Raw genomic sequence first — 23,335 nt, forward strand, 5'->3', positions numbered from 1 at the left:
GTCAGATCGTCCTCTCCAACACCACGAGGGAACGGTCCGGCACCCGGATGGTGCCGCCCGCGCTGATCACCGTCGCGTCGTCGGGCTCGGGGTCGGCCGTGCTGATCACCCGTTCCCACTTCTGGCCGTACTCGCTGCCGGGCAGTGTGAAGTCCAACGGCGCGTCGTGGGCGTTGAAGCAGAGCAGGAACGAGGCGTCGTGGTGCTTCTGGCCGTACTGGCCGCGTTCCCGGATGCCCTCGCCGTTGACGAACAGGGCCACCGAACGGCCGAAGTCGTTGCCCCAGTCCTCCCCGGTCATCTCCCGACCGTCCGGGGTGTGCCAGGCCAGGTCGGGCAGCGGCTCGTCGGTGCCGCGCCCGCCGACCGGCAGGCCGGTGAAGAACCGGCGGCGGCGGAACACCTGGTGCCGTTTGCGGAAGTCGGTGAGCGTCCGGACAAACGCCAGCAGATGCTCGTCGACGGTGTCCCAGTCGACCCAGGACAACTCGCTGTCCTGGCAGTAGACGTTGTTGTTGCCGCGCTGGGTGCGGCCCAGCTCGTCGCCGTGACCGATCATCGGCACGCCCTGCGACAGCATGAGGGTGGCCAGGAAGTTGCGCCGCTGCTTGGCGCGCAGGGCGAGGATCGCCTCGTCGTCGGTGTCGCCCTCGACGCCGCAGTTCCAGGACCGGTTGTGGCTCTCGCCGTCCCGGTTGTCCTCGCCGTTGGCCTCGTTGTGCTTGTCGTTGTACGACACCAGGTCGTTGAGGGTGAACCCGTCGTGCACGGTCACGAAGTTGATGCTGTGGAACGGTCGACGGCCGTCGTCCTGGTAGAGGTCGGCGGAGCCGGAGATGCGCGACGCGAACTCGGCCAGGGTGGCCGGCTCACCGCGCCAGAAGTCCCGCACGGTGTCCCGGTATTTTCCGTTCCACTCCGTCCACAGCGGCGGGAAGTTGCCCACCTGGTAGCCGCCCGGACCGACGTCCCACGGCTCGGCGATCAGCTTCACCCGGCTGACCACCGGGTCCTGCTGCACCACCTCGAAGAACGTGGACAGCCGGTCCACCTCGTAGAACTCCCGGGCCAGGGTGGCCGCCAGGTCGAACCGGAAGCCGTCGACGTGCATCTCGGTCACCCAGTACCGCAACGAGTCCATGATCAGTTGCAGGGAGTGCGGGCTGCGCACGTTGAGGCTGTTGCCGGTGCCGGTGTAGTCGACGAAGTAGCGCCGGTCCTCCTCGCTGAGCCGGTAGTAGCTCGGGGCGTCCACGCCCTTGAAGCTCAACGTCGGCCCGAGGTGGTTGCCCTCGGCGGTGTGGTTGTAGACCACGTCGAGGATGACCTCGATGCCCGCCGCGTGCAGCGCCTTGACCATGCCCCGGAACTCCTGCACCTGCTGGCCGAGCCGACCCAGTGCCGAGTAGCCGTGGTGCGGGGCGAAGAAGCCGATCGTGTTGTAGCCCCAGTAGTTGCGCAGCCCCAGATCGTCGAGCCGGTGGTCGTGCACGAACTGGTGCACGGGCATCAGCTCGATCGCCGTCACCCCGAGCCGGGTCAGATAGTCGATCATCGGCGGGGAGGCGATGCCCGCGTACGTGCCGCGCAGCTCCTCCGGGATGTCCGGGTGCCGCATGGTCAGCCCGCGCACGTGCGCCTCGTAGATCACCGAGTGGTGGTAAGGCGTGCGCGGCGGCCTGTCGTTGCCCCAGTCGAAGTACGGGTTCACCACCACCGACTTCGGCATGAACGGCGCCGAGTCGGTCTCGTTCATCCGCTCCGGCTCGTCCATGTCGTAGTCGTAGACCGCCGGGTCCCACTGGATGTCACCGTCGATGGCCTTCGCGTACGGGTCGATCAGCAGCTTGTGCGGGTTGCAGCGCAACCCGTTCGCCGGGTCGTACGGGCCGTACACCCGGTAGCCGTAACGCTGCCCCGGCTCGATGCCCGGCAGGTACGCGTGCCACACGTACGCGTCCACCTCGCGCAGCTCCACGCGGCGCTCCGCGCCGGTGTCCCACTCGTCGAAGAGGCACAGCTCGATCCGCTCGGCGACCTCGGAGAAGATGGCGAAGTTGGTGCCCATCCCGTCGTAGGTGGCGCCCAACGGGTACCGCTCGCCCGGCCAGACCTGCATGTCGCTCCCTTGCCCATGGTGAGGTGCGCGCCGGCCGACGCTGCCCGCACGCAAGCGGGTAGTGCCCCCGGCCCGGCCGCGCCAATCCATCCTTTCAGGCGCTGCCCGGAAACCACCCGTCTGATGTGCGGTAAACCCTCAGGTGTTGTCCGTCACGATGGCCGTTTTCGAGATGCGTTCTGGGGTCGGATGGACTTTCCTTGATCGGGGACAAGCGTTCGCGCGTGCCCGCCAGGCCCTCGGCCGCCCTTTCACCACTCACTCCGCCGCCACTGACGCCGGCGCATACCACCATGCATGGACGGAGATTGATGTGACGACCCTGCGGGTCGACGAGCAGCTCGCTGCCACCAAGGACCGGGCCCACCGGCCCACGCTCACCTCGCGGCACCCGCTACCCGCGTCCTCCGGGCCCGCCGCTGTCGTTTCGACACAGCCCGGCGCGGTCGTGCCGGCGCAGTCCGGCCCCGGGGTGCCCCCGCAGACCCGCCGCATCCTCATGCTGTCCTGGGAGTACCCGCCGGTGCTCGTCGGTGGCCTCGGCCGCCACGTGCACGCGCTGTCGGTGGCCCTGGCCGCCGCCGGCCACGAGGTCACCGTCGTCACCCGCCACACCGACGGCGCACCCCTGGAGGAGTACGCCGACGGCGTGCGCATCCTGCGCGCCCCCGAGGACCCGGTCACCTTCCCCCTCGCCACCAACAGCCTGCTGGCCTGGACCATGGCGTTCAACCACACCCTCACCCGCACCGCCCTGCGCGCCACCCAGGCCGGCTCGTACGACGTCATCCACGCCCACGACTGGCTCGTCGCGCACACCGCCATGACGTTGCGCGACCACCTGGACATCCCGCTGGTCAGCACCATCCACGCCACCGAGGCCGGCCGGCACCAGGGCTGGCTGCCGGAGGAGATGAACCGCACCATCCACGGTGTCGAACAGTGGCTCAGCAGCGAGTCCAACCGGGTGATCGTCTGCTCCGGGTACATGCGCGACGAGGTGAACGCGCTCTTCGGCGTACCGGCCGGACGCGTCGACGTGGTCGCCAACGGCGTCGAGCCGCACCGCTGGCGGGTGCCCGCCCGCGCCGTCGCCGCTGCCCGGGCCCGGTTCGCCGGGAACGGCCCGCTGGTCACCTTCGCCGGTCGCCTCGTGTACGAGAAGGGCGTCCAGCACCTGATCGCCGCACTCCCCCGACTGCGCGAGCGCCACCCCGGGCTGCGTGCCGTGATCGCCGGCGACGGCCCGTACCGCGCCGAACTGGAAGCCGAGGTGCACCGCCGTGGTCTGGGCGGCATGGTCACCATGCCCGGCTTCCTCGGCGGCACCGACCTGCCGGCGCTGATGGCCGCGTCCGACTGCTTCGCCGTGCCGAGCATCTACGAGCCGTTCGGCATGGTGGCATTGGAAGGCGCCGCCGCCGGCGCACCCCTGGCCGTCTCCGCCACCGGCGGCCTCGCCGAGATCGTCGAACCGGGCGTCACCGGAATGACCTTCCGCCCACACGACCCGGACAGCCTCGCCGACGCCGTCGACGCGCTCCTGTCCGACCCCGACCGGTCCCGCGTCATGGCCCGCCGCGCCCGTCGGATGGTCCACGACCAGTACGGCTGGGCGGCCATCGCCCACCGCACCGCCGCCAGCTACGCCGCCGCCATCCACTCCGACGCCACGTTCACCGCCGAACGTGCCGAGCGGCGGATGTCCCAGGGTCGTGCGCTACCGGCACTCCCCGACGGCAACCTGCTGGCCGCCGCCGGCCTGCGCTGACCTCGGGGGCCCCGCCACCCGGCACCACGCCCCTCGGCACCACGCCACCCCGGCACCACGCCACCCCGGCGCCACGCCACCCCGGCGCCGCGCCACCCCGGCACCACGCCACCCCGGCACCACGCCACTCGGCGCCGCGGGGCGCGCGCCACTCGGCGCCGCGGGGCGCGCGCCCCGGCCCCTCGGCGCTGCGCCCCGCCCCCCGCGCGTGATCAACTCGCGTTCCTTGAAGTCGGGGTGTCCTTGCGTCTCGGACACCCCGACTTCCTGCAAACCGAGTCGATCACGCGCGCCCGGCCGCCCAACGTGATGCACACCGACGCCGGCCGCGCTCAGCCCGCGCCGCCCGACACGGCGCTCGACCCCCACCTCGTCGCCGCGCTCAATCCGCACGACCCACCGCCGCGCCCCACCCACACGACCCCGCACCGCGCCCCATTCGCACGACCCACCACCGCACCGCGCCCCACCCACACGACCCCCGCACCGCACCGCGCCCCACCCACACGACCCACCGCCGCGCTCGGTCGACTTCATATCGCCGACCTGGCGGTAACGCCGCGCCGGGACACCGCCACATCGGCGACACGGAGACGATCGACGCCCGCTCGGTCCACGACCCGCTCCGTGAACGTGACGACCGATGAGCGGCGTCTTGCCGCGCGGCGGGGACCTGTCGGGGCTGCCAGAATGTGCGGATGTCTCGCCCTGTCGACGCCCTGGATTCCGCGTTCCCGATTGCCGCTTCCATCGCCTTGGACCTGATCCGCCGCCCCGAAGTGTCGGAGCAGTGGTCGCGCCCGAGTGCGCTCCCGCACCTCTCCATCGGCGGTTTGGCGTGCCACCTGGGACGTCAGGCGATCCGGGCGGCGGAGCTGCTGCCGACGCCGAGCGACCTGCCGGTGTTGGAGTCGGCCGACAACCACTACGAGCGGGCCGCCTGGGTCAGCGAGGGCACCCCGGACGCCGCCTCGGTCGCCGTGAGCAACGACGAGGAAGAAGCGGCCCGAGGCCCCGCCGACCTGCACGCCCGATCCGCCGCCGCAGTGAAGGAGGCGGGCGACCTGCTGGGACGCGGCGCGGCCCGGGACGTCGTACCCATTCCGTGGCAGGGCTGGGCCCTGCGGCGCGGTGACTTCCTGCTCACCCGCCAGTTGGAGATCGTGGTCCACTCCGACGACCTCGCGGTGAGCATCGGCGTGCCCACGCCGGAGTTCCCGGCGGAGGTCTTCGAGCCCGTCTGCGACCTGCTGGTCCGGCTGGCCGTTCGCCGCCGCGGGCAGTCCGCGCTGATCAGCGCGTTGAGCCGCAGCGAACGGGCACAGGACATCTCCGCCTTCTGACCCACCGCCCCGGCTTGATCGACTCGGTTTCCGTGAAGGCGCGGTATCCCAGCGCCGCCGATGCCCCGACTTCCAGGAACCCGAGTCGATCAAGCCCGCCTGACCGGGCCGGGACCGTCGAACGACGACAGGCCGACGCGACCGACACGACCGACGTAAGGCGACCGGCCGACATCACCGACGCAAGGCGACCGGCCGACGCGACCGACACCACCGACGCAAGGCGACCGGCCGACGCGACCGACACCACCGACGCAAGGCGACCGGCCGACACCACCGACACCACCGACGCAAGGCGACCGGCCGACACCACCGACACCACCGACGCAAGGCGACCGGCCAACGCAGCCCACCGAAGGCGACAGGCCGCCGACCCGAGCGGATCGACGGCCTGCGGTGGTACGACGAACGGTGGTACGACGAGCGGTGGTACGACGAGCGGTGGTACGACGAACGGTGGTGCTATAGAGCGACGGAGGTCAGCGCTCGTTGAAGGGGACGTAGTCCCGCTCGGCGGCACCGACGTAGACCTGCCGCGGACGGCCGATCTTGGTCTCCGGGTCGTTGATCATCTCGCGCCACTGGGCGATCCAGCCGGGGAGCCGGCCGAGCGCGAACAGCACCGTGAACATCTTCGTGGGGAAGCCCATGGCCTTGTAGATCAGGCCGGTGTAGAAGTCCACGTTGGGGTAGAGCCGCCGGGAGACGAAGAAGTCGTCGGCGAGGGCGATCTCCTCCAGCTCCATGGCGATGTCCAGCAGCGGGTCCGGCTTGGCCATCCGGCCGAGCACGTCCTGGGCGGCCTTCTTGACGATCGCCGCGCGCGGGTCGTAGTTCTTGTAGACCCGGTGGCCGAAGCCCATCAGCTTGACGCCGTCCTCCTTGTCCTTGACCTTGCGGACGAAGGACCGGACGTCGTCGTCGCCGGAGTGGATCTGCTGGAGCATCTCCAGCACCGCCTGGTTCGCGCCGCCGTGCAGCGGGCCGAACAGCGCGTTCACGCCGGCCGAGACGGAGGCGAACAGGTTGGCGTTGCTGGAGCCGACCAGGCGGACGGTCGACGTGGAGCAGTTCTGCTCGTGGTCGGCGTGCAGGACGAAGAGCATGTCCAGCACCTTCGACATCACCGGGTCGACCTCGTACGGCTCCGCCGGCACGCCGAACGTCATCCGCAGGAGGTTGTCCACGTACCCGAGGGAGTTGTCCGGGTAGAGCAGCGGCTGCCCGATGGACTTCTTGTACGCGTACGAGGCGATGGTGGGGACCTTCGCCATCAGCCGGACCGTGGAGATCTCCACGTGCTCGGAGTCGAACGGGTCCAGGCTGTCCTGGTAGAAGGTGGACAGGGCGCTCACCGCGGACGACAGCACCGCCATCGGGTGGGCGTCCCGGGGGAAGCCGTCGAAGAAGCGCCGCATCTCCTCGTGCAGCAGCGAGTGCCGCCGGATCCACTCGGTGAACTCGGTCAGCTGCTGCTCGGTCGGCAGCTCACCGTAGATGAGCAGGTACGAGACCTCCAGGAAGGAGGACTTCTCGGCCAGCTGCTCGATCGGGTACCCCCGGTAACGCAGGATGCCCGCGTCGCCGTCGATGTAGGTGATCGCGGATGAGGCAGCGGCGGTGTTGACGAAACCGGGGTCGTACGTGGTCATCCCGGTTTCCTTCAGCAGCTTGCTCACCCCGATACCGGCGGGGCCCTCGACCGCTGGATGTACCGGCATCGACAGCTGCCCACCGGGGTGATCGAGCTTGACTTCCGTCATGTGGTTCCTCGCTTCGCCGGCAGATCTACGTTGAATTGCCTTCGCTTCTACCGTAATTGCGGCTCGGTGGCCAATGCCGGCCGTGGTTCTGCGGTGAGGCATGCGTCACCCGATTCCCGACCGGGCCGCCGGGAAACCCGCCGTCCCGCCAGCCGGGACCCGGCCGAACCGGCCGGGACGCCGACCCGCAGCAGGTCGGGCGGACACCAGGACACCAGCCCCGAGCAGGCCGGTAATCCGCGGCAGGACACCAGCCCGGAGCACGCCGGCAACCCGGACCGCGCCGGGACTCCGACCGCACCGGACCGACGGCCGGGTCACGACAGGGTGAGGCGTCGCAGCGTACCGTCCGGCGTGACCTGGAGGACGTCGAGCTGGTTGGCGCCGGCGCGGAACAGCGTGTCGTCGGTGAGCAGCGCGGCGAACCGGCGGCCGCCGGGGTCGGCGGGCACCGCCGGGACGACGGCCCCGATCCGGCCGTTGACGGCCACGGCCAGCAGTGTGCCGTCCGGGATCTGGTCCGGGAGGTCGCCCCAGACGAGCGCCGGGAGGGTGCCGGTGTCCGGGTCCGTGGCGGTGAACGCGGCCAGGTCGGCCACCCGGGCGTTACCGGCGACCGGGCCGGCGCGCACCTGCGTACCGACCAGGGGGTGCGGGGTCGGCAGCGGTGGCGGGCTGGGCATCCCGCCGGGAAAGGTGGTCGGTTCGCCTGGGCGGTCGTAGAAGTGCTTCGTGCCGTCGGTGCGCGGGGCCTGCCGGGCGGAGCGGCCGTCGACGCGCCAGGGCAGCCGGATGTTGGCCTCGTCGGCGACGGTCGGCAGGAGGTCGACGTGCTCCCAGTTGCGGTCGTCCACCCGGCCGGTCTGTTGGCGGGGTTCCTTGACGAACATCGGCACCCAGGCGACCTCGCCGGCGGCGGCCTTGATCGCGTCCATGCCCCGGCCCTGCGCGCCCGGACGGAAGCTGACGCCGTGGTCGGCGGTCACCACGAGTAGGGACTGGTCGTAGAGGCCGCCGGCGCGCAGCGTCCGCAGGGTCTCGCCGATGAGCCGGTCGGTGTAGCCGAGTTGGGCGAGGTGGCGTTGCCGGGCCAGGTCGACCCAGCCGGCGCCGTCGTTGGGCAGGTCCTCGGGGGCGTCGTAGCGGGCACCCGACGGCAGGTACGCCCACGGCGAGTGCGGCATCAGCAGGTGCAGGAAGTGCAGCGTGGGCCGGGGCGCGGGTTTCAGCCCGGCCAGGAAGCTGGTGAACCGGGCCGGCTGGTTGTCGTCCAGGCTGTCCCAGCGGAACTTCGGGTCGGCCGGTACCGGCTCGGCGGCGTCCAGGCCGGCCTCGACGCGGGTCTGTTCCCGGTAGGAGTCCTCGGGGTCGACGGTGCTGTCGGTGGGCCCGGCGATCCGGCCGAGGAGCGTGCCGGTCTCCCGGACCAGCACGCCGAGCCCCTGCTCCGGGGTGACCGGTTGCTCGCACCGGCTGGGCGGGCAGAGACGGGTGATGCTCTCCTCGGCCCTGATGTCGTAGAGGCCGCCGAAGGCGGTGAAGATGTTGTCCGGGTACTGCGAGTAGTGCGGGGCCACGGGCTTCGCCGGGTAGCGGCCGGTGAGCATCGCGGGCAGCGCGTTGGGCGTCCACCCGCTGACGCCGGTGGCGTTGCGGTACCAGGTGGAGGCGCCGGCCAGCTCCGCGAAGTGCGGGAACCGCGCCGCGTCGATCGTTCCGTCGCTGCCGAGCAGGCTGACCAGTGGCAGCTCGTCGAGGATCAGCATCACCACCGGGGGGTGCACGCCCGCACCCTGCGCGGTGCCGGCCGCGCCGCCGTCGCCGCGCGGCAGGACCACCGCGGAGGTGGGCGAGGCGACCAGGAACAGCGCCACGAAGGCGACCTGTCCGGCGGCGGCCAGGCGCAGCACCAGGCGCGGGGCCCGCCACCGCCGGTGTGCGACCGCGCCGCCGGCCCCGACCGCCAGGGCCACGACCAGCAGGGGTACGCCCCGAAGCGGCGTTCCGTGTCGGCCCACCTGCACGGCGAGGGCGGCGGTCAGCAATCCGACGAGCCCGGTGTGGGTGAGCGCGCGGACGGTCCGGCCGGCCAGTCGGCTGGCCGCCCCGAGCAGCGCCACCCCGGTCGTGGGCAGCACCGCCACCAGGGCGACCAGCAGCAGGATCTGCGCCGGATCGGCGCGGTGGAACAGGAAGAAGTCGGGGCTGCGGCCGAGCACGTCCAGCAGTGGTTGGGTGATGACCAGCCCGACGAGCGCGGTCACCTCCAGCAGCCGACCCAGCTCACCGCGCCAGCCCCGGTCCCACCGCCCGGCAGTCGATCCGCCCGTTCGACCGGCGTTCGGGGCCGCCGACCGGTCGTCGGGGCCCGACTGCTCATCGGGCGCCGGCGTGCCGGCGGGGGCCGGTTCAGCCACCGATCACCGTTCGGTAGAGCGTGCGGGTGCCCGACGGCAGTTCCAGTCGCTCGGTGATCCGCCCCCGGGCGGCGAGCAGCGTCTCGAAGGCGTCGCGTCGGTAGTCCGGGAAGAGTCCGGCGGGTTTGTTGGCCAGCAGCCGGACGGCCATCGGGTCCTCCGGGTGGACGAACTCGACCACCACGGTGCCGCCCCGAGCGGTCAGCCCGGTCAGCCAGTCGACGACCTCCGGCAGCGGTACGTTGCGCCCGATCGCCAGGTGGTGCACGACGGCCAGGGCGAGCACCACGTCGGCGGACGCCCGGTCGGCGAAGCCGGCCCGTTCGACGCCCCGCCAGCCGCCGCCCGGGGACGGGTCGGCGAGGTCCAGCACCAGCGGCAGGATCCGGCGCTGCCCCTCGGAGCGCAGCGTGCGGTACAGCTCGTCGACCACCGCCGGGTCCTGTTCGACGGCGACCACGTAGTCGGCGTGCCCCGCCGCCAGTCGGGAGTACCGGCCGTCGTTGGCCCCGAGGTCGAGCACGAGGCGGGGGCGGGTGCCGGAGGCGACCGAGGTGACCACGAACTGTTCCTTGGCCACCCGGTCGCGGGCCGAGTAACCGCAGGTGACCTGGTAGTCCGACCAGTGGCTGCCGGTCGGGCGGTGGTCCAGCTTGCGGACCAGTTTCTCGATGCCGCGTACGGTGGCCAGCAGCAACTCCCGAGAGAAGCCGGCGGCCCGCAGTTGGTCGCGGACCTCGGTGGTGCTGGCGGCGGCGTTGCGCTGCTGCATCGCCCCGTGCAGGTGCAGGTGGGTCAGCACCCCGGGGCGCAGTCGGCGGGTGCCGCCGAAGAGTGGTCGCAGCTCGTCGGCCTCGATGCCGTCGACGCGGGCGCGCAGCCACGGCTGGAAGTCGACGCCCAGGTGGGCGGTGAGCATCAGCGGGTAGAGCACGGTCTGACAGAACTGCCGGTAGCCGGCCCACGGTTCACCGTCGCGGACCGGTTCGAAGGAGCCGATGTCGATGAAGACCGGGTCGACGCCGCGCCACTGGAGGTTGTACGCCGAGCCGTCCTTGGTGGTGAAGCCCTCGCCGAGCGCGGCGCGCAGGATCTCCAGGTGCAGCAGCGCGGCGTCGCGCAGCATGCCGAACGACCACTCGTACGGGTGGGACACGAACGGGATGCGCTCGTGCCGCAGCACGGCGGCCCACGGGCTGCCGGTCGCGGCGGGTACCAGGGCCGGCGGGGCGTCCTCGGTGGCGCAGACCTTGCGCGCGGCGACGAGCGTCGGGAAGAACGTGCTGCCGTTGAGTGCCCGCCAGTGCGCGGCGGCCTGGGGGTCCAGCCCGCGCAGCACCTCGTCGCCGACGTGGAAGACCCGGTTGGCCGGGTCGCGGAAGGAGGCCGGCTCGGGCCGTACCTCGGTGGGTGAGATCGCCATCGTCGGTGTCGGCCCGCTCAGCGCTGGTCGGTGGGTTGCCGGCGGAACCGGTCGACCAGGCGTCGCCAGTAGAGTTTCGCGGCGACCGCGGCGCCGGCCACCCCGCCGACGACCGCCTGCACGATCAGGCTGCCGGATCCCGCGTCCAGGTAGGCCAGATGTTCCACCGATCGCTCCTTGCGCTCGCCGTCTCGACACCGGCGTCCCGAGCATGCAGCGGTGAGGCTTTTGACCCAGAAAGCCGGACTTGTCCCTCACCGTACGCCGATCGCCATCCGCGTCGCGGCCACATCGCCGGACTCCCAGCCTCGCCACAGGATGTGACTCACACGCTCCGGTCCGCCCGTCGAGGTGGTCGAGGACCCGCTCCTCGCCGGTCGTCCCGTGGATCCCGACGAGCGGGGGCAGGTCGGCACCGGCACCGGCACAGGTCGTCAGCAGGAAACGAAGGTAGCGACGGCCCTCCTCGGCGTGACCCAGCCGGAACAGGGCGAGCAGCAGCAGCGCGGCGTCGCGGTGCCAGGTGAAGCGGTAGTCCCAGTTGCGGACCCCGCCGATCTCCTCGGGCAGCGAGGCGGTGGGCGCGGCGAGCAGCGCCCCGGTCTCGTCGAAGGACAGGCCCCGCAGGACGGTGGCGCTGTGCCACCCGGCGGCGCGGGCGCCGTAGCCGGTGCGGGGCGTCACCTCGGCGCGGACCCGCACCGCACCGTGGCGCACGGTGAGGCGGCGGACCAGCACCATTCCCGCGCGATCGTCTTCCTGGCGATCGCGGTCGCGGTGCTGGTACGCGGCACCGGGGCGCTGATGACCCAGGCCGGCGGTACGGCGGTGCTGATCGCCACCCTCACCCCGACCGTGCCCGACCTGGAGTGGCCGCGCACGATCAACGCGCTGGTGGGCGGGGCGGCCGGCCTCCCTCCGATGCTCGTGCTCCTGCCGACCAACCCGCTGCGGACGGTACGCCGGGCCGCCGAACCCGCCCTCGACCTGTTCGCCCGGGAGATGACCGCGTCGGCGCAGGCCCTCGCGCAACGACCTGCTACGGGCCACCGGCGTGCCCCGCGACGAGGCACGCCGGCTGGTGCGGGAGGCTGCCGCCGACTGACCGCAGCCGCTACCCGTCGACGGTCGGGTCCGGTACGCGGACGGTGAAGACGGTGCGCCCCGGGCGGCTGTCGACACCCACGGTCCCCCGGTGGGCCTCCACCACGGCCGCCACGATCGCCAGGCCGAGGCCGGTGCTGCCGTGCGCCCGGGAGCGGGAGCTGTCGCCGCGCGCGAACCGCTCGAACACCTCCGGTTGCAGCTCCGCCGGCACCCCGGGCCCGTCGTCGGCGACGGTGAGCACGGCGTTGGCCCCCTCGACGGCCAGTGTGGTGGTCACCGTGCTGCCCGGCGGCGTGTGCACCCGCGCGTTGGCCAGCAGGTTCGCGACGACCTGGTGCAGCCGGGCCGCATCGCCGGGCACCCGGATCGCCACCTCGGGCAGGCCGAGCTGCCAGCGGTGATCGGGACCGGCGACGTGCGCGTCGCTGACCGCGTCCACCACCAGAGCGGTCAGGTCGACCGGTTCGACGGCGAGGGGACGGCCGGTGTCGAGGCGGGCCAGCAGCAGCAGGTCGTCGACGAGCCTGGTCATCCGGGTGCTCTCCGACTCCACCCGGCGCAACGCGTGCGCCACGTCGGGGGGTACCTCGTCGCGACCGCGCCGGGCCACCTCGGCGTAGCCGCGGATCGCCGCCAGCGGAGTCCGCAACTCGTGGCTGGCGTCGGCGACGAACTGGCGTACCCGGGTCTCGCTGGCCTGCCGGGCGGCGAGCGCGTCGGCGACGTGGCCCAGCATCCGGTTCAACGCCGCGCCGACCTGACCGACCTCGGTGCGCGCGTCGGTGTCCGCGTCCGGGACCCGGACGGCGAGCGCCACCTCGCCCCGGTCCAGCGGCAGCTCGGTGACCCGGGTGGCGGTGGCGGCCACCCGGTGGAGCGGGCGCAGTGTGGCCCGGACGATCAGCGCGCCGGCCGCACCGGCGACCAGCAGCCCGACGGCGGCCACCGCGGCCTGCGCGGCCACCATCCACCAGACGGTCTCCTGCACCCCGGCCAGGGGAATCGCCACGACGCGTACCCGGCCGTCCCAGTACTGCCGGGCCACGGCCCGGTAGTCGCCGCGCGCCCCGAGGTCGACGGTGCGCGGTGCGGCGTCCACCGGCAGGCCCGCCAGCGCGGCGACGTCCCCGACCGGGACGGCCTGCTCGTCGGGGAACGGGTCGCCGCTGGACGGACTGTCGGTCAGGGTCCGGGCGCTGGTCACCCGCCCGTCGGTGATCACGGCGACCACCGTGCCCGACGGTGACCCGGGTGGCACGCCCGGCCCGTTGCCCGGGAACGCCGGCCGCCCCGGACGGTCACCCCGCATGGCCGTCGCGGGCGCCAGCTGGGCGTCGAGCCGCTCGATCAGGAAGTGCCGCAGCGCCACCGTGCTGAGGCCACCGATCGCCACGCTGACCACCGCCAGCAGCGCGAGCAGGGCGAACACCAACCGGGTACGCAGGGAGCGGCCGGCCAGCCACCGCCGGGCGGCCCGCAACGGTCGGCGGTCACTCGGCGGGTTTGAGGACATAGCCCGCGCCGCGCAGTGTGTGGATCATCGGCGGCCGGCCGGCGTCGATCTTCTTGCGCAGGTACGAGATGTACAGCTCCACCACGTTGGCCTGGCCGCCGAAGTCGTAGTTCCACACCCGGTCGAGGATCTGCGCCTTGCTGAGCACCCGACGCGGATTGCGCATCAGGTAGCGCAGCAGCTCGAACTCGGTGGCGGTGAGCGTGACGAGCTGGCCGCCCCGGCGCACCTCGTGGCTGTCCTCGTCGAGGCTGAGGTCGCCGACGGTCAGCACGGCGTCCTCCCGGGCGGCGACCGCGAACCCGGAGCGGCGCAGCAGGGCGCGCAGCCGGGCGATCACCTCCTCCAGGCTGAACGGTTTGGTGACGTAGTCGTCGCCGCCGACTGTCAACCCGGCGATGCGTTCCTCGACCGCGTCGCGGGCGGTCAGGAAGAGCACCGGCACCGTCGGGGCGTCCTCGCGCAGCCGACGCAGCACCTGGAAGCCGTCCAGGTCGGGCAACATCACGTCGAGCACCACCGCGTCCGGCTGGAACTGCCGGGCGGCGCTCAACGCCGCCATCCCGTTGCCGGCGCTGCGGACCTGCCAGCCCTCGTAGCGCAGGGCCATCGACAGCAGGTCGGTGAGCGTGGGTTCGTCGTCGACCACCAGCACCCGGACGGGTTCCCCGTCGGGGCGACGCAGCTCGATCCGGCTCGGTGCGGCCTGCCCGTTCATGACCATGCCGCCCATCGTGGCCGCCACGCCTGTGCCACGCCCCTGCGGAGCCTGTGTGCCGGCTGTGCGGCCGGGTCGACGGGACTCCGGCGTCGCCACCGGTCAGCCCCGCCCCGTGGTCACTCGGACACCCCGTACGCGTCGGTGCGCACGAAGCGCATGCTCCAACCGCCGGTGCCGTCCGGGCGGTCGCGTTCGTAGAGGTGGTCGGGGCCGGGCTGCACCGGGCCGGTGCCGTCCGGATGCCGCATGATCCAACGCTGCGGTGGGGCGCCGTCCGACCCGGCCGGCAGCAGCCGGACCAGCCCGTCCGCGGGCCCGCCGACGAAGCGTACGGTGACCTCGCTCATCGCGGCGCCTCTCGGGTGACCGTGCCGGCACAGTGAGTGACGCCGACTCTGGCTCGCAAGTTACCGCACCGGCCGCCGCGCCGCAGCGACGTGCGCGGGCCGGCCGGTCCCCGGTTCGCCCAGCGCGGCCTGTGCCGGTTCGCCCAGCGCGGGCTGTGCCGGTTCGGCGCGGGCTGTGCCGGTTCGCTCAGCGCGGGCTGTGCCGGTTCGGCGCGGGCTGTGCCGGTTCGCTCAGCGCGGCCTGTGCCGGTTTGCCCAGCGCGGGCTGTGCCGGTTTGCCCAGCTCGGCGCTCGGGTACCGCGACCTGAGCACCCGTCGTCGGCGGGGCGTGGAGGAGGAGTGGTCGATGCGCACGCTGGACGGGCGGTACCAGCTCGAGCAGCGCATCGGCGTGGGCGGCATGTCCGAGGTCTGGCGGGCACACGACCAGGTGCTGGACCGGCCGGTCGCGGTGAAGCTCATCCTGCCCGGTCCGCACCAGCAGGACAGCCCGGTGGAACGCATTCGCGCCGAGGCCCGGTCCGCCGCCCGCCTCGTGCACCCGAACGTGGCGAGTGTGCACGACTTCGGCACCTCCTCCACACTGCCCGGCCGCCCGGTGCCGTACATCGTGATGGAACTGGCCGAGGGTGAGACGCTCGCGGCGCACCTGCGGGCCGGGCCGCTGGACTGGCGGATCTCCGTGCGGGTCTGCGCGGAGGTCGCCGCGGCGCTGGCCGCCGCACACGCGGAGGGCATCGTCCATCGCGACGTCAAACCGGCGAACGTCATGCTCACCCCGGCCGGGGCGAAGGTCCTCGACTTCGGCATCGCCGTCCCCGCCGGCACCCCGGACCCGCTGCCCGACGGGATCGTGGTCGGCACCCCGGCGTACCTCGCCCCCGAGCAGCTGGACGGGGAGCCGGCCACGCCGGCCGCCGACATGTACGCCCTCGGCGTGCTGCTCTACTACAGCCTCACCGCCCGCCTGCCGTACCACGCGGTCACCGCCGGCGAACTGCTCGGCGAGCGCCGCCGACAGCCACCGGAGCGGCTACCCGCGATCGACGGGTTGCCGCCCGAGGTGGCCGACCTGTGCCACTCCTGCCTCGCCGACGAGCCCGAGCGGCGTCCGACCAGCCTGATGGCGGCACTGCTGCTGGCCGAGGCCGTGGACGCCCGGGTGTACGTGCCGATGACGATCCCCACCGCCCGGCGGCCCGCCCCGGCCTCGGCGTGGACCGAACGGGCCGCGACGGAGGTCACCGAGGCGGTGGCGGTGTTCGACGAGCAGCGCTGAGACCGCCGGTTCCGCGTTTCGCCGGGCTGGGGCCGGGTAGCCCGCCGGTGAGCGACGGGAGATACGCGATGCCGGATCAGAGTTCCTGGCTGCGTGAGGCCACAGCGACCGCCGAGGGCGGTCACGTACGTACCGACGACGGCGGGCTCTCCACCGCGCTGGCCTCGCCGCTGGCCGCGCACTGCACGGGTCTGCGACCAGAGCAGCTGCTGGCCGCCGCCTTCGCCTCCTGCCTGCACCACGCGGCGGTGGAGGCGGCCGGTGAGATCACCAACGAGGCGCACACCGTCCAGGTGCGGGCGGAGGCGAAGCTGGGGCGCGACGACGACGGCCGGTACCGGGCCGACGTCCACGCGCAGATCAGCTCGGCGGGCCTGAGTCGGGAGCAACTGGCCGACCTGGTCGAGTACGCCGACCGGCTGTGGCCGTTCTCCAGCAGCGACGCCAGCCGCCACCGGCTGACCGTCACACCCGCCGAGAACGGCCGACACTGACCCGGCGGGCCACCTCGCGCGCACCGCACTGATCGCCGCGGGCCCCCGCAGTCGCCGCCGCGCGGCCCGCACTCGCCACACGCACCGCCGCGCGCAGCGCCACACGCACCGCCGCGCGCACGTCATGATCCACTCGACATTGGCGAAGTCGGGGTATCCGGGCGGCTCGGACACCCCCACTTCAGGGAACCCGAGTGGATCAAGCCGGTTCGGGCCGCCGAGGACCAGGGGCGATCAGCGTCGCACCAGAGGCCCAGCCCGGCGGCTTTCGCAGGGCCGGCCCGGGGAGCGCGGGGCACCACCAGGAGCCAAGGCCCGGCAGGCGCGGGGCACCACCAAGAGCCAAGACCCGGCAAGCGCGGGGCACCACCAAGAGACCAGGCCCAGCAGGCGCGGGGGCACCACCAGGAGACCAGGCCCAGCAGGCGCGGGGGCACCACCAGGAGACCAGGCCCAGCAGGCGCGGGGGCACCACCAGGAGACCAGGCCCAGCAGGCGCGGGGGCACCACCAGGAGACCAGGCCCGGCAGGCCGACCGATCGGCTGTTCGGGGGAACCGCGCCTGACCGTTCGACGGACCGTCACGCAGGGCGAGGCCGGCGGGCCGGGCCACACGCTGAGCGACCGCAATCACACCCCGAATCGGAAATAACCGTCTCGCCTGTTGTGCGGTTTTGCTTCACTCCACTGCCGTTTTGCACCACCGAATCCCCCTGATCGGGGCAAAGTGTGGCGCATGCCACCGTACCGGCGGACGATATCGAGCAATTGGGTCTTTAGCCTCGGCAGGTGCATCCCGACGACCCCTCCGACCAGAAGCTGACCGACGCGCGACCGACTACCCATTCGGACGACGCCGCATCAACCGAACGGACGATCGGCCGTCACCGCGCCTCCGAGCCGCCCCGTCGCAGCCTGCTGGGCTCGACCCCGGTCCGGGTGGCGCTGGCCACCGGTGTCACCTGCTGCCTCAGCCTCGTCGCGGTAGCCAGCGCGCGGGGCAGCAGCGACGACACGTCCCGCGCCGTGGAGCCACTCGCCGAGGCGGTGGCCGACCGTGCGGCGATCGCCGACGAGCGCGCCTCGCGATCGCTGGACCGTGACATCGCCCCCGCCCGGATCCTGCCCAGCCCGACGGCGAAGCCCACGCCCAGCCCTACCGTCGCGCGCAAGGCGCCCAAGAAGCCGGTCAAGCCGCGCCGACCCCGACCGGTCGCCGGCCTCGACCAGGCGCAGATGGACAACGCGAAGATCATCGTTGACGTCGGCCTGGACATGAAGATGCCCCGCCGCGCCCTGGTGGTGGCGCTGTCCACCGCCATGCAGGAGAGCAACCTCTACAACCTGGCCAGCGACGTCCTGCCGGAGTCGGCGAACTACCCGAACCAGGGCAGCGGGTCCGACCATGACTCGGTCGGGCTGTTCCAGCAGCGCCCGAGCAGCGGCTGGGGCACCGTGGCCGAGTTGATGCGCCCCTCGTACGCCGCGCGGGCCTTCTACACGGCCCTCAACGAGGTCCCGGGCTGGCAGGACATGAGCGTCACCTACGCCGCCCAGTCGGTGCAGATCTCCGCCTACCCCGATGCGTACGCCCAGCACGAGGAGCGGGCGACGATCGTCGCGGCGGCGCTCACCGCCTGAGCCGGTCACCCACGTCGCGGCCCCGCCGGGTCAGCGGCGATCGGAGGGTGGTTCCGCGCTCGTGTCCAGCCCGCCGACTCCCACCCGACTCCCGGGTACGCCCGCAGCCGCGGTCGGCGTGTCGGCGGGCACCTGGTCGACGGTGAGCTGGCCCAGGATCTCGTCGACCCGGGCCTCACGCCGCCGGCGGAGGTACAGCGCCGCCTCGACGTCGCGGCGGGCCTGCACCGCCTCCGCGTACGCCTGCTCGCGTACCTGCCGGGCCTCCTCGCGGGCCTCGTCCAGCTCGACGCGGGCGCGGGCCAGGAGGTCCGCTGCCTCGCGCCGCGTCGCGTCACCGGCGTGCCGCCGGCCGGCGGTGTCGCCGAGGTCGAGCCGTCGGAGCAGCCCGCTGAGCCAGGCGGCCTCCTCGCGGATCTCGTCCCACTCACGGCTCGCGCCGGCCGCGCCCTGGGCCCGCGCCGCGAGCCGGGCCAACCGGATGCCCAGCTCGTCCAGGCAGGAATCCACCTGCCGCTGGTCGTAACCGGTCTCAACGACGGAGAACCTCATACTGTCGCCCCCCAGGCAGCTGCTGTTACTTCCCCATCTGGATCCTCGGCCCAGACCACGACGACCGAGGGGGTTCGGGAAAAATGTTCAGCATGCGTGCGCGGGAGTCGCGCGTCAGACGCGCTTGGGCAGCACCACCACCCGGCCGAAGAACTCGTCGATGCGGCGCACCACGTCGTTGAAGTCGTCCAGGTCGATCGGCTTGGTGACGTACGCGTTGGCCTGCAACGTGTAACTGCCCACGATGTCGGTGTCGGCGTTGGAGGTGGTCAGCACGACGATCGGGATGGTCCGCAGGTCCTCGTCCTGCTTGACCGCGCCGAGCACCTGCCGACCGTCCATCCGCGGCATGTTGAGGTCGAGCAGGATCACGTCCGGCCGGCGGGCATCCTGGTGCCGGCCCTCGGCGCGGAGGAACTCCATCGCCTCCTCGCCGTCGCTGACCACGTCGATGACCTTGTCGACGTCGGAATCCGCCAACGCCTCCTCGATCATCAGCACGTCACCCGGGTCGTCGTCGACCACGAGGATGCGTACCGGCTGCGGGCTGTCTGCACCCATCACTACCTGCTTCGGTCGGCGGGGACGGGACCTGACGGTCACCGCGTCGGCGGGGAAATCTAGCCCATCAGAGAACGGTCTGCGACGCCGGGTCGAGCGATCCGGGGTCGTGGCGCAACACGTCGGCGAGCCCGGTCACCCGCAACACCCGTTCGACCCGCCCGTTGGCGCCGGTGAGCCGGAGCCACCCTCCGTCGGCGGCGGCCTGGTTGTCTCCCCGGACAAAGACCGCCATGCCGGTGGAGTCGCAGAACGTGAGGTCGGTGAGGTCGAGCAGCAGCCGGGTCTCGCCGGCGGCGGCGAGATCCTCGATCGCGGTGGTCAACTGAGGGGCCGTGCTCAGGTCCAGCTCGCCGGTGAGCCGCAGCCGGGCGGCACCCCCGCCGTCGCGCTCGACGCGGCTGACACTGAACGTCACCGTGCTCCCCCTCGCTCCACCCCGTGGTGGGACGTTTGCAGTGCGACAAGTATACGCAGAGCTGACGCGTCGGCCGGAGGGCGCGGTGATCGACCCGGAGCGGCCGGTCGAGGGCCTCGTCAACGGTTGGCGACGGGCAGCGCGGCGCGGCCGAGGGCCAGCGCACGCGCCGCTCGGGGGAAGTCACGCAACGCGACACCGAAGTGGTCGAAGGGCAGGACCACCGCCTCGGCGGGCACCCCACGACTGACCAGGATCTCCACCAGCCACTCGGCGAACTGGGTGAACAACGACGGGTCGTCGACGTAGACCGCCGCGGCCAGGAAGTCCACGATGTGACCCAGGTCGCTCACTGTCGAGTCGAGCTGGGTGGCGCTGTAGGAGCGCACCGCCGGCACCCGCTCCAGCAGGTCGGCCAACGCGCCGTCGATCAGCTCACCTCGACGCCGCACCAGGCTGGCGTACTCGTCGTCGGCCAGGTGCGCCAACCGCGCCGGCGGCACCGCGCGCAGCGCACCCTCGTCGGAGATGAGGTCGGCCGCCGCGGGGGCGTCCGGCGCCCAGGCCACGCCGAGGCGACGCGCCCACCGGCCGTCCGTGCCGAACCCACGCCCACCGACCACCACGGGTACGTCTGAACGGCGGCACGCCTCGATCATCCGGTGGGCGTACGGCAGCCGCATCGGCAGCGCGCACGCCAACGCGACAGCGTGCGCGTCGTAGCGGTGCAGGTACGACACGAGGTGGGCCGCCGGCACGCTGGCGCCCAGGAAGGTCACCTGCCAGCCGCGCAACCGCAGCACCTCGGCCACCAGCCGGGGCGGCAGCGCGTGCCACTCGCCGTCCATGCAGGCCACCACCACCCGTCCGCCGGTCGGGCGGGGGTCGACGTGCGCGACCACCGCCGCGACCACCTGCTCGCTGATGTGGGTGGCGGCGTGCTCCTGGGCGACGCTCCACTCGTTGCGCGCCCACCGCTCACCCACCTCGGCCTGGGCGGGAGCGACCAGGTCCAACAGCACCCGCTCGGCCGGTACGCCGGCGTCGAGCAGGCCGATCGCCAGGTCGATCGCGCCGTGCTCGTCGGCGTCGGCGAGGCAGTCCAGGTAGCCGGCGAAGGCCCCGGCCGGGCCGGCGGCCGTCGTGGCGGCGGTCACGCGTCGGTCTCCCCCCGCTGGGCGATGCCGGTCAGCTCGGGCACCGAGTGCAGGTGCCGCGACCCGCGCCCGCCCGGGACGGTCGCCCGCAACGCCAGCACCGCGATGTCGTCGTGGTCGCCGTGCCCCAACCAGTCGCAGGTGACCTGCTCCACCCGCTCGGCGAGGGCCGGCGCGGGCATCCGTTGACAGCCGGTCACGGCGGCGACGAGCCGTTCCGTGCCGAACTGCTCGTCGCCGCGTCGGCCGCCACGGGCCTCGGTCACCCCGTCGCTGTAGAGCAGGCAGGTCTCCCCCGGCGCCAGTCGTACGGTCACCTCACCGACGCGGGGATCGGGCACCACCCCGATCAGCATGCCGCGCAGCGGCACCGCCTCCACCTCGCCGGAGGTCCGCAGCACCAGCGGCGGCAGGTGCCCGCCGCCGGCCATGGTGAGGGTCAGGCCTCCGTCGCGTCGCGGGCGGGCCACGCCGAGCACGATCGTGGCGAAGCGACCCTGGCCGTGCGCCTGGGTGGTCTCCAACAGCGCGTCGTTGAGCAACCGCAGCAACCGCCCGGGGTGCGACTCCAGCCGGTGCAACGCCTGCAGGCACTGCCGCAACTGGCCGGTGAAGACGGCCGCCTCGACACCCTTGCCGGACACGTCTCCGAGGAAGAACACCGAGCCGCCGTCGGCGAGCCGGTGGGAGCCGTAGAAGTCGCCGCCGATGCGCAGCCCCGCCTGCGCGGGCCGGTACGCGGTGCCCCACTGCACGCCCGCGGCCTCGGCCGGCTCGACCGGCAGCAGACTGGCCTGGAGGGTGTCCGCGACCTCCGCCTGGTCACGGTAGAGCAGCGCGGTGGTCAACGCCGCGCCGGCGCGGGCCGCGAACGCGCGGATCAGGTCCACGTCGGCCTCGTCGTACCAACGGGTCGCACGGCGGGCCACCAGCAGCACACCGACCGGCGCGTGCCGGCCGGGCAACGGGATCACCCGGGCGGCGCTCTCGGTGCCGGCGAGGGCGGGCAGCCAGCCGGCGTCGACCGCCTGCTCGACCAGCCAGTCCACCGCGTGCGGCTCGACCCCGGTCAGCCCGTCGGCGATGGCTGCCGGCAGGTCGCCGCCGGCCAGCGTCCCGCTGTCCACCGTCGGGGCCTCGTCGTCGGTGCGCGAGGCCCGCCACCAGCGGGCCCGACCGCCCCGTGGGGCGAGCACCAGCACGGCCACCTCGGCCAGGGTCGGTACGGCGAGACGGACGACCGCCGCCGCGGCCCGGTCGGGGTGCAGCGGATTGCCCAGCTTGTCGCCGACGACGGCCAGGAACGTCGAACGCGCCCGTTCGGCGAGCAACGCGTCGGCGCCGCTGACGCGGTCGGTGACGTCCTCGACGTACCAGCAGCAGCGGGCCCCGGAGAGGGGCACCCGGCGGGCGCTGAGCCGGCGCCCGCGATGGGTGAAGTCGCCCTCGGCCATCTCGGGCACACCGGCCGCGTCGAGCGTCTCGCCGGGCGTCACCTCGGGCACCAGGCGTTCCGCCACCGGGCTGACGTGCCGCACGACGCCGTCGGCGTCGCAGACGATCAGGCCCTCCCGGAAATGCTCGACGACCTCGAACCAGTCGGGGGCGGCGAGGTCGCGGTCGGGGGCGAGCGGCGGAAGCGCGGCGGCGGACCGGGGCAGCAGGCCGGCCGACCACGCCGGGGACCGTGTCGTACTCGGCGTGGGAAGCCGTCCGTCGCCCGGGTCTACGTCCCTGACGTCGGAAGCAGTCACCAGCTGAGCCTCACTCCTTGTCGTCCGCCCGTGCCCGCGCCGGAGACCGGCGCGTGGTCGAAACCCTTCAGGCCACCCTACGCCGGTCGGCCGATAGTGGCACCTCGGCGTATTCGGGGCGAACGGTCGTGCCCGCTTTGCGTTTCTGCACGCGGCTGGGAAAATGGCGGCATGTCCGACCAGCTGTTGACCATCGAGGCAACCCGGCTCGACGCCGGGCACGTCCGACTCCGGCTGACCGGCGACCTCGACTACGACACCGCCCCGGAGCTGGCCGCCGTGGCGGCCGACCTGCACGGCGACGAGGTGCTGGTCGACCTGGGCGGGGTCAGCATCTGCGACTCCTCCGGGCTCAGCGCGCTGCTGGTGGTGCAGCGCAGCGCCCGGGTGATGCACCTGACCGGGGTCGGCCCGCAGTTGCAACGGATGCTCGACCGCACCGGCCTCGCCGAGTTGCTGGCTGTCGCCGACGACGACCTCCGCGCCACCGGCTGATCGCCGACCACCCTGGAAGGGCGGGGTGGCCCCCGACCCTGGGACCTGGGGTCGGGGGCCGGAGGAATGTCTAGGGCGCCGTCATCGGCTGGAGCCGGGGGCCGTTCTGACGCAGTTCGCCGGTCGGAGGCGGTTCGACGTCCTCGGGCTCTCCCGAGTCGGGCGTCTGGTACAGATAGCGGACGAACTGCCCACCCGCCTCGTTGTCGTCCGCGCCGGGCCACTGACCGATGCAGTCCATGCCCACCACCTCACGGCCGGTCCCGTCGGCCTCCTCCAGCAGCGCCCACAGGCTCACCGGGTAACACCTGGTGGCCTCGGGCGTGACCTGCCAGCGCGCGTACCAGCCGGGTCGGGCGGGGACGATCTCGACGATCTGCTTCATGACGACCTTCCTTCCGCGTACCTCGGAAGAACGTTGGTCCTGAGGTGATCGTGCGGGCCGTGCGGGTGAGCACC

Annotated in this window: 21 protein-coding genes and 1 pseudogene; 7 read left to right on the forward strand and 15 right to left on the reverse strand. The window is 72.8% G+C overall.

Annotated features, from left to right (window positions below; translation table 11 throughout):
* Position 1: 1 nt before the first annotated feature.
* Complete coding sequence (glgX, locus tag GA0070612_RS22980) at positions 2-2,119, reverse strand: glycogen debranching protein GlgX (RefSeq protein ID WP_088989799.1); 2,118 nt, start codon at positions 2,117-2,119, stop codon at positions 2-4.
* 313 nt (positions 2,120-2,432) lie between these two features.
* Here glgX and GA0070612_RS22985 point away from each other — a divergent pair, with 313 nt between their 5' ends.
* Together GA0070612_RS22985 and GA0070612_RS22990 are read left to right on the forward strand one after the other, a co-directional pair.
* Positions 2,433-3,890 carry a glycosyltransferase family 4 protein gene (locus tag GA0070612_RS22985; RefSeq protein ID WP_088989800.1) on the forward strand — a complete coding sequence of 486 codons (1,458 nt, stop codon included), beginning with the start codon at positions 2,433-2,435 and terminating at the stop codon, positions 3,888-3,890.
* A gap of 698 nt (positions 3,891-4,588) precedes the next feature.
* Positions 4,589-5,233 (forward strand): maleylpyruvate isomerase N-terminal domain-containing protein, encoded by a 645-nt coding sequence (locus tag GA0070612_RS22990; protein WP_088989801.1) that lies wholly within the window; start codon positions 4,589-4,591, stop codon positions 5,231-5,233.
* Between the two features lie 479 nt (positions 5,234-5,712).
* On the opposite strand, the gene GA0070612_RS23000 is transcribed toward GA0070612_RS22990, so the two are convergent.
* The 5 genes and pseudogenes from GA0070612_RS23000 to GA0070612_RS32160 all read right to left on the reverse strand — a co-directional run.
* The gene (locus GA0070612_RS23000; protein WP_088989803.1) at positions 5,713-6,996 is read right to left on the reverse strand and encodes a citrate synthase; all 1,284 of its coding nucleotides are present in this window, start codon (positions 6,994-6,996) and stop codon (positions 5,713-5,715) included.
* A gap of 317 nt (positions 6,997-7,313) precedes the next feature.
* Entirely contained in the window at positions 7,314-9,413 is a 2,100-nt protein-coding gene (locus GA0070612_RS23005; RefSeq protein WP_088989804.1) for a sulfatase-like hydrolase/transferase, read from the reverse strand.
* On the reverse strand, positions 9,406-10,836 hold the full coding sequence (locus GA0070612_RS23010; protein WP_088991701.1) for a methyltransferase domain-containing protein: 1,431 nt from the start codon (positions 10,834-10,836) through the stop codon (positions 9,406-9,408). Before GA0070612_RS23010 ends, GA0070612_RS23005 begins: the two co-directional genes overlap by 8 nt.
* A gap of 17 nt (positions 10,837-10,853) precedes the next feature.
* Positions 10,854-11,003 (reverse strand): hypothetical protein, encoded by a 150-nt coding sequence (locus GA0070612_RS31940; protein ID WP_165947858.1) that lies wholly within the window; start codon positions 11,001-11,003, stop codon positions 10,854-10,856.
* Positions 11,004-11,274: 271 nt separating this feature from the next.
* Positions 11,275-11,577: pseudogene (locus GA0070612_RS32160) on the reverse strand (glycoside hydrolase family 15 protein); the annotation flags it as partial.
* On the opposite strand from GA0070612_RS32160, the gene GA0070612_RS32620 reads away from it, so the two are divergent.
* Positions 11,545-11,988, forward strand: a complete 444-nt coding sequence (locus tag GA0070612_RS32620; RefSeq protein ID WP_231924304.1) for an aromatic acid exporter family protein — start codon at positions 11,545-11,547, stop codon at positions 11,986-11,988. The pseudogene GA0070612_RS32160 and the gene GA0070612_RS32620 sit on opposite strands and share 33 nt — an antisense overlap.
* Here GA0070612_RS32620 and GA0070612_RS23025 read toward each other — a convergent pair.
* From GA0070612_RS23025 to GA0070612_RS23035, 3 genes are all read right to left on the reverse strand, one after another.
* Positions 11,951-13,456: a sensor histidine kinase gene (locus GA0070612_RS23025; RefSeq protein WP_088989805.1), complete on the reverse strand. Its 1,506-nt coding sequence runs from the start codon at positions 13,454-13,456 to the stop codon at positions 11,951-11,953. The genes GA0070612_RS32620 and GA0070612_RS23025 overlap by 38 nt on opposite strands.
* Positions 13,434-14,174, reverse strand: a complete 741-nt coding sequence (locus tag GA0070612_RS23030; RefSeq protein WP_408630578.1) for a response regulator transcription factor — start codon at positions 14,172-14,174, stop codon at positions 13,434-13,436. Before GA0070612_RS23030 ends, GA0070612_RS23025 begins: the two co-directional genes overlap by 23 nt.
* A 119-nt stretch (positions 14,175-14,293) precedes the next feature.
* Entirely contained in the window at positions 14,294-14,524 is a 231-nt protein-coding gene (locus tag GA0070612_RS23035) for a hypothetical protein (protein ID WP_088989807.1), read from the reverse strand.
* 347 nt (positions 14,525-14,871) lie between these two features.
* On the opposite strand from GA0070612_RS23035, the gene GA0070612_RS23040 reads away from it, so the two are divergent.
* From GA0070612_RS23040 to GA0070612_RS23050, 3 genes are all read left to right on the forward strand, one after another.
* On the forward strand, positions 14,872-15,804 hold the full coding sequence (locus tag GA0070612_RS23040; RefSeq protein ID WP_088991702.1) for a serine/threonine-protein kinase: 933 nt from the start codon (positions 14,872-14,874) through the stop codon (positions 15,802-15,804).
* A gap of 68 nt (positions 15,805-15,872) precedes the next feature.
* A complete protein-coding gene (locus tag GA0070612_RS23045; RefSeq protein ID WP_088989808.1) occupies positions 15,873-16,298 on the forward strand; it encodes an OsmC family protein in 426 nt (141 codons plus the stop codon).
* A gap of 789 nt (positions 16,299-17,087) precedes the next feature.
* Positions 17,088-17,939 carry a hypothetical protein gene (locus tag GA0070612_RS23050; protein WP_167393665.1) on the forward strand — a complete coding sequence of 284 codons (852 nt, stop codon included), beginning with the start codon at positions 17,088-17,090 and terminating at the stop codon, positions 17,937-17,939.
* Positions 17,940-17,969: 30 nt separating this feature from the next.
* On the opposite strand, the gene GA0070612_RS23055 is transcribed toward GA0070612_RS23050, so the two are convergent.
* The 5 genes from GA0070612_RS23055 to GA0070612_RS23075 form a co-directional block, all read right to left on the reverse strand.
* The gene (locus GA0070612_RS23055) at positions 17,970-18,491 is read right to left on the reverse strand and encodes an ATPase (RefSeq protein ID WP_088989809.1); all 522 of its coding nucleotides are present in this window, start codon (positions 18,489-18,491) and stop codon (positions 17,970-17,972) included.
* A 114-nt stretch (positions 18,492-18,605) separates the two neighbouring features.
* Entirely contained in the window at positions 18,606-19,052 is a 447-nt protein-coding gene (locus tag GA0070612_RS23060; RefSeq protein ID WP_088989810.1) for a response regulator, read from the reverse strand.
* Between the two features lie 67 nt (positions 19,053-19,119).
* Positions 19,120-19,470 (reverse strand): STAS domain-containing protein, encoded by a 351-nt coding sequence (locus tag GA0070612_RS23065; protein WP_088989811.1) that lies wholly within the window; start codon positions 19,468-19,470, stop codon positions 19,120-19,122.
* 119 nt (positions 19,471-19,589) lie between these two features.
* Positions 19,590-20,627: a cobalamin B12-binding domain-containing protein gene (locus tag GA0070612_RS23070; RefSeq protein WP_088989812.1), complete on the reverse strand. Its 1,038-nt coding sequence runs from the start codon at positions 20,625-20,627 to the stop codon at positions 19,590-19,592.
* A complete protein-coding gene (locus GA0070612_RS23075; RefSeq protein ID WP_088989813.1) occupies positions 20,624-22,381 on the reverse strand; it encodes a PP2C family protein-serine/threonine phosphatase in 1,758 nt (585 codons plus the stop codon). Before GA0070612_RS23075 ends, GA0070612_RS23070 begins: the two co-directional genes overlap by 4 nt.
* A gap of 171 nt (positions 22,382-22,552) precedes the next feature.
* On the opposite strand from GA0070612_RS23075, the gene GA0070612_RS23080 reads away from it, so the two are divergent.
* A complete protein-coding gene (locus GA0070612_RS23080; RefSeq protein WP_088989814.1) occupies positions 22,553-22,876 on the forward strand; it encodes an STAS domain-containing protein in 324 nt (107 codons plus the stop codon).
* A gap of 70 nt (positions 22,877-22,946) precedes the next feature.
* On the opposite strand, the gene GA0070612_RS23085 is transcribed toward GA0070612_RS23080, so the two are convergent.
* Positions 22,947-23,261 (reverse strand): hypothetical protein, encoded by a 315-nt coding sequence (locus tag GA0070612_RS23085; protein WP_088989815.1) that lies wholly within the window; start codon positions 23,259-23,261, stop codon positions 22,947-22,949.
* Between the last annotated feature and the right edge of the window lie 74 nt (positions 23,262-23,335).

Origin of the sequence: Micromonospora chokoriensis (assembly GCF_900091505.1) — a bacterium.
Classification (GTDB): domain Bacteria; phylum Actinomycetota; class Actinomycetes; order Mycobacteriales; family Micromonosporaceae; genus Micromonospora; species Micromonospora chokoriensis.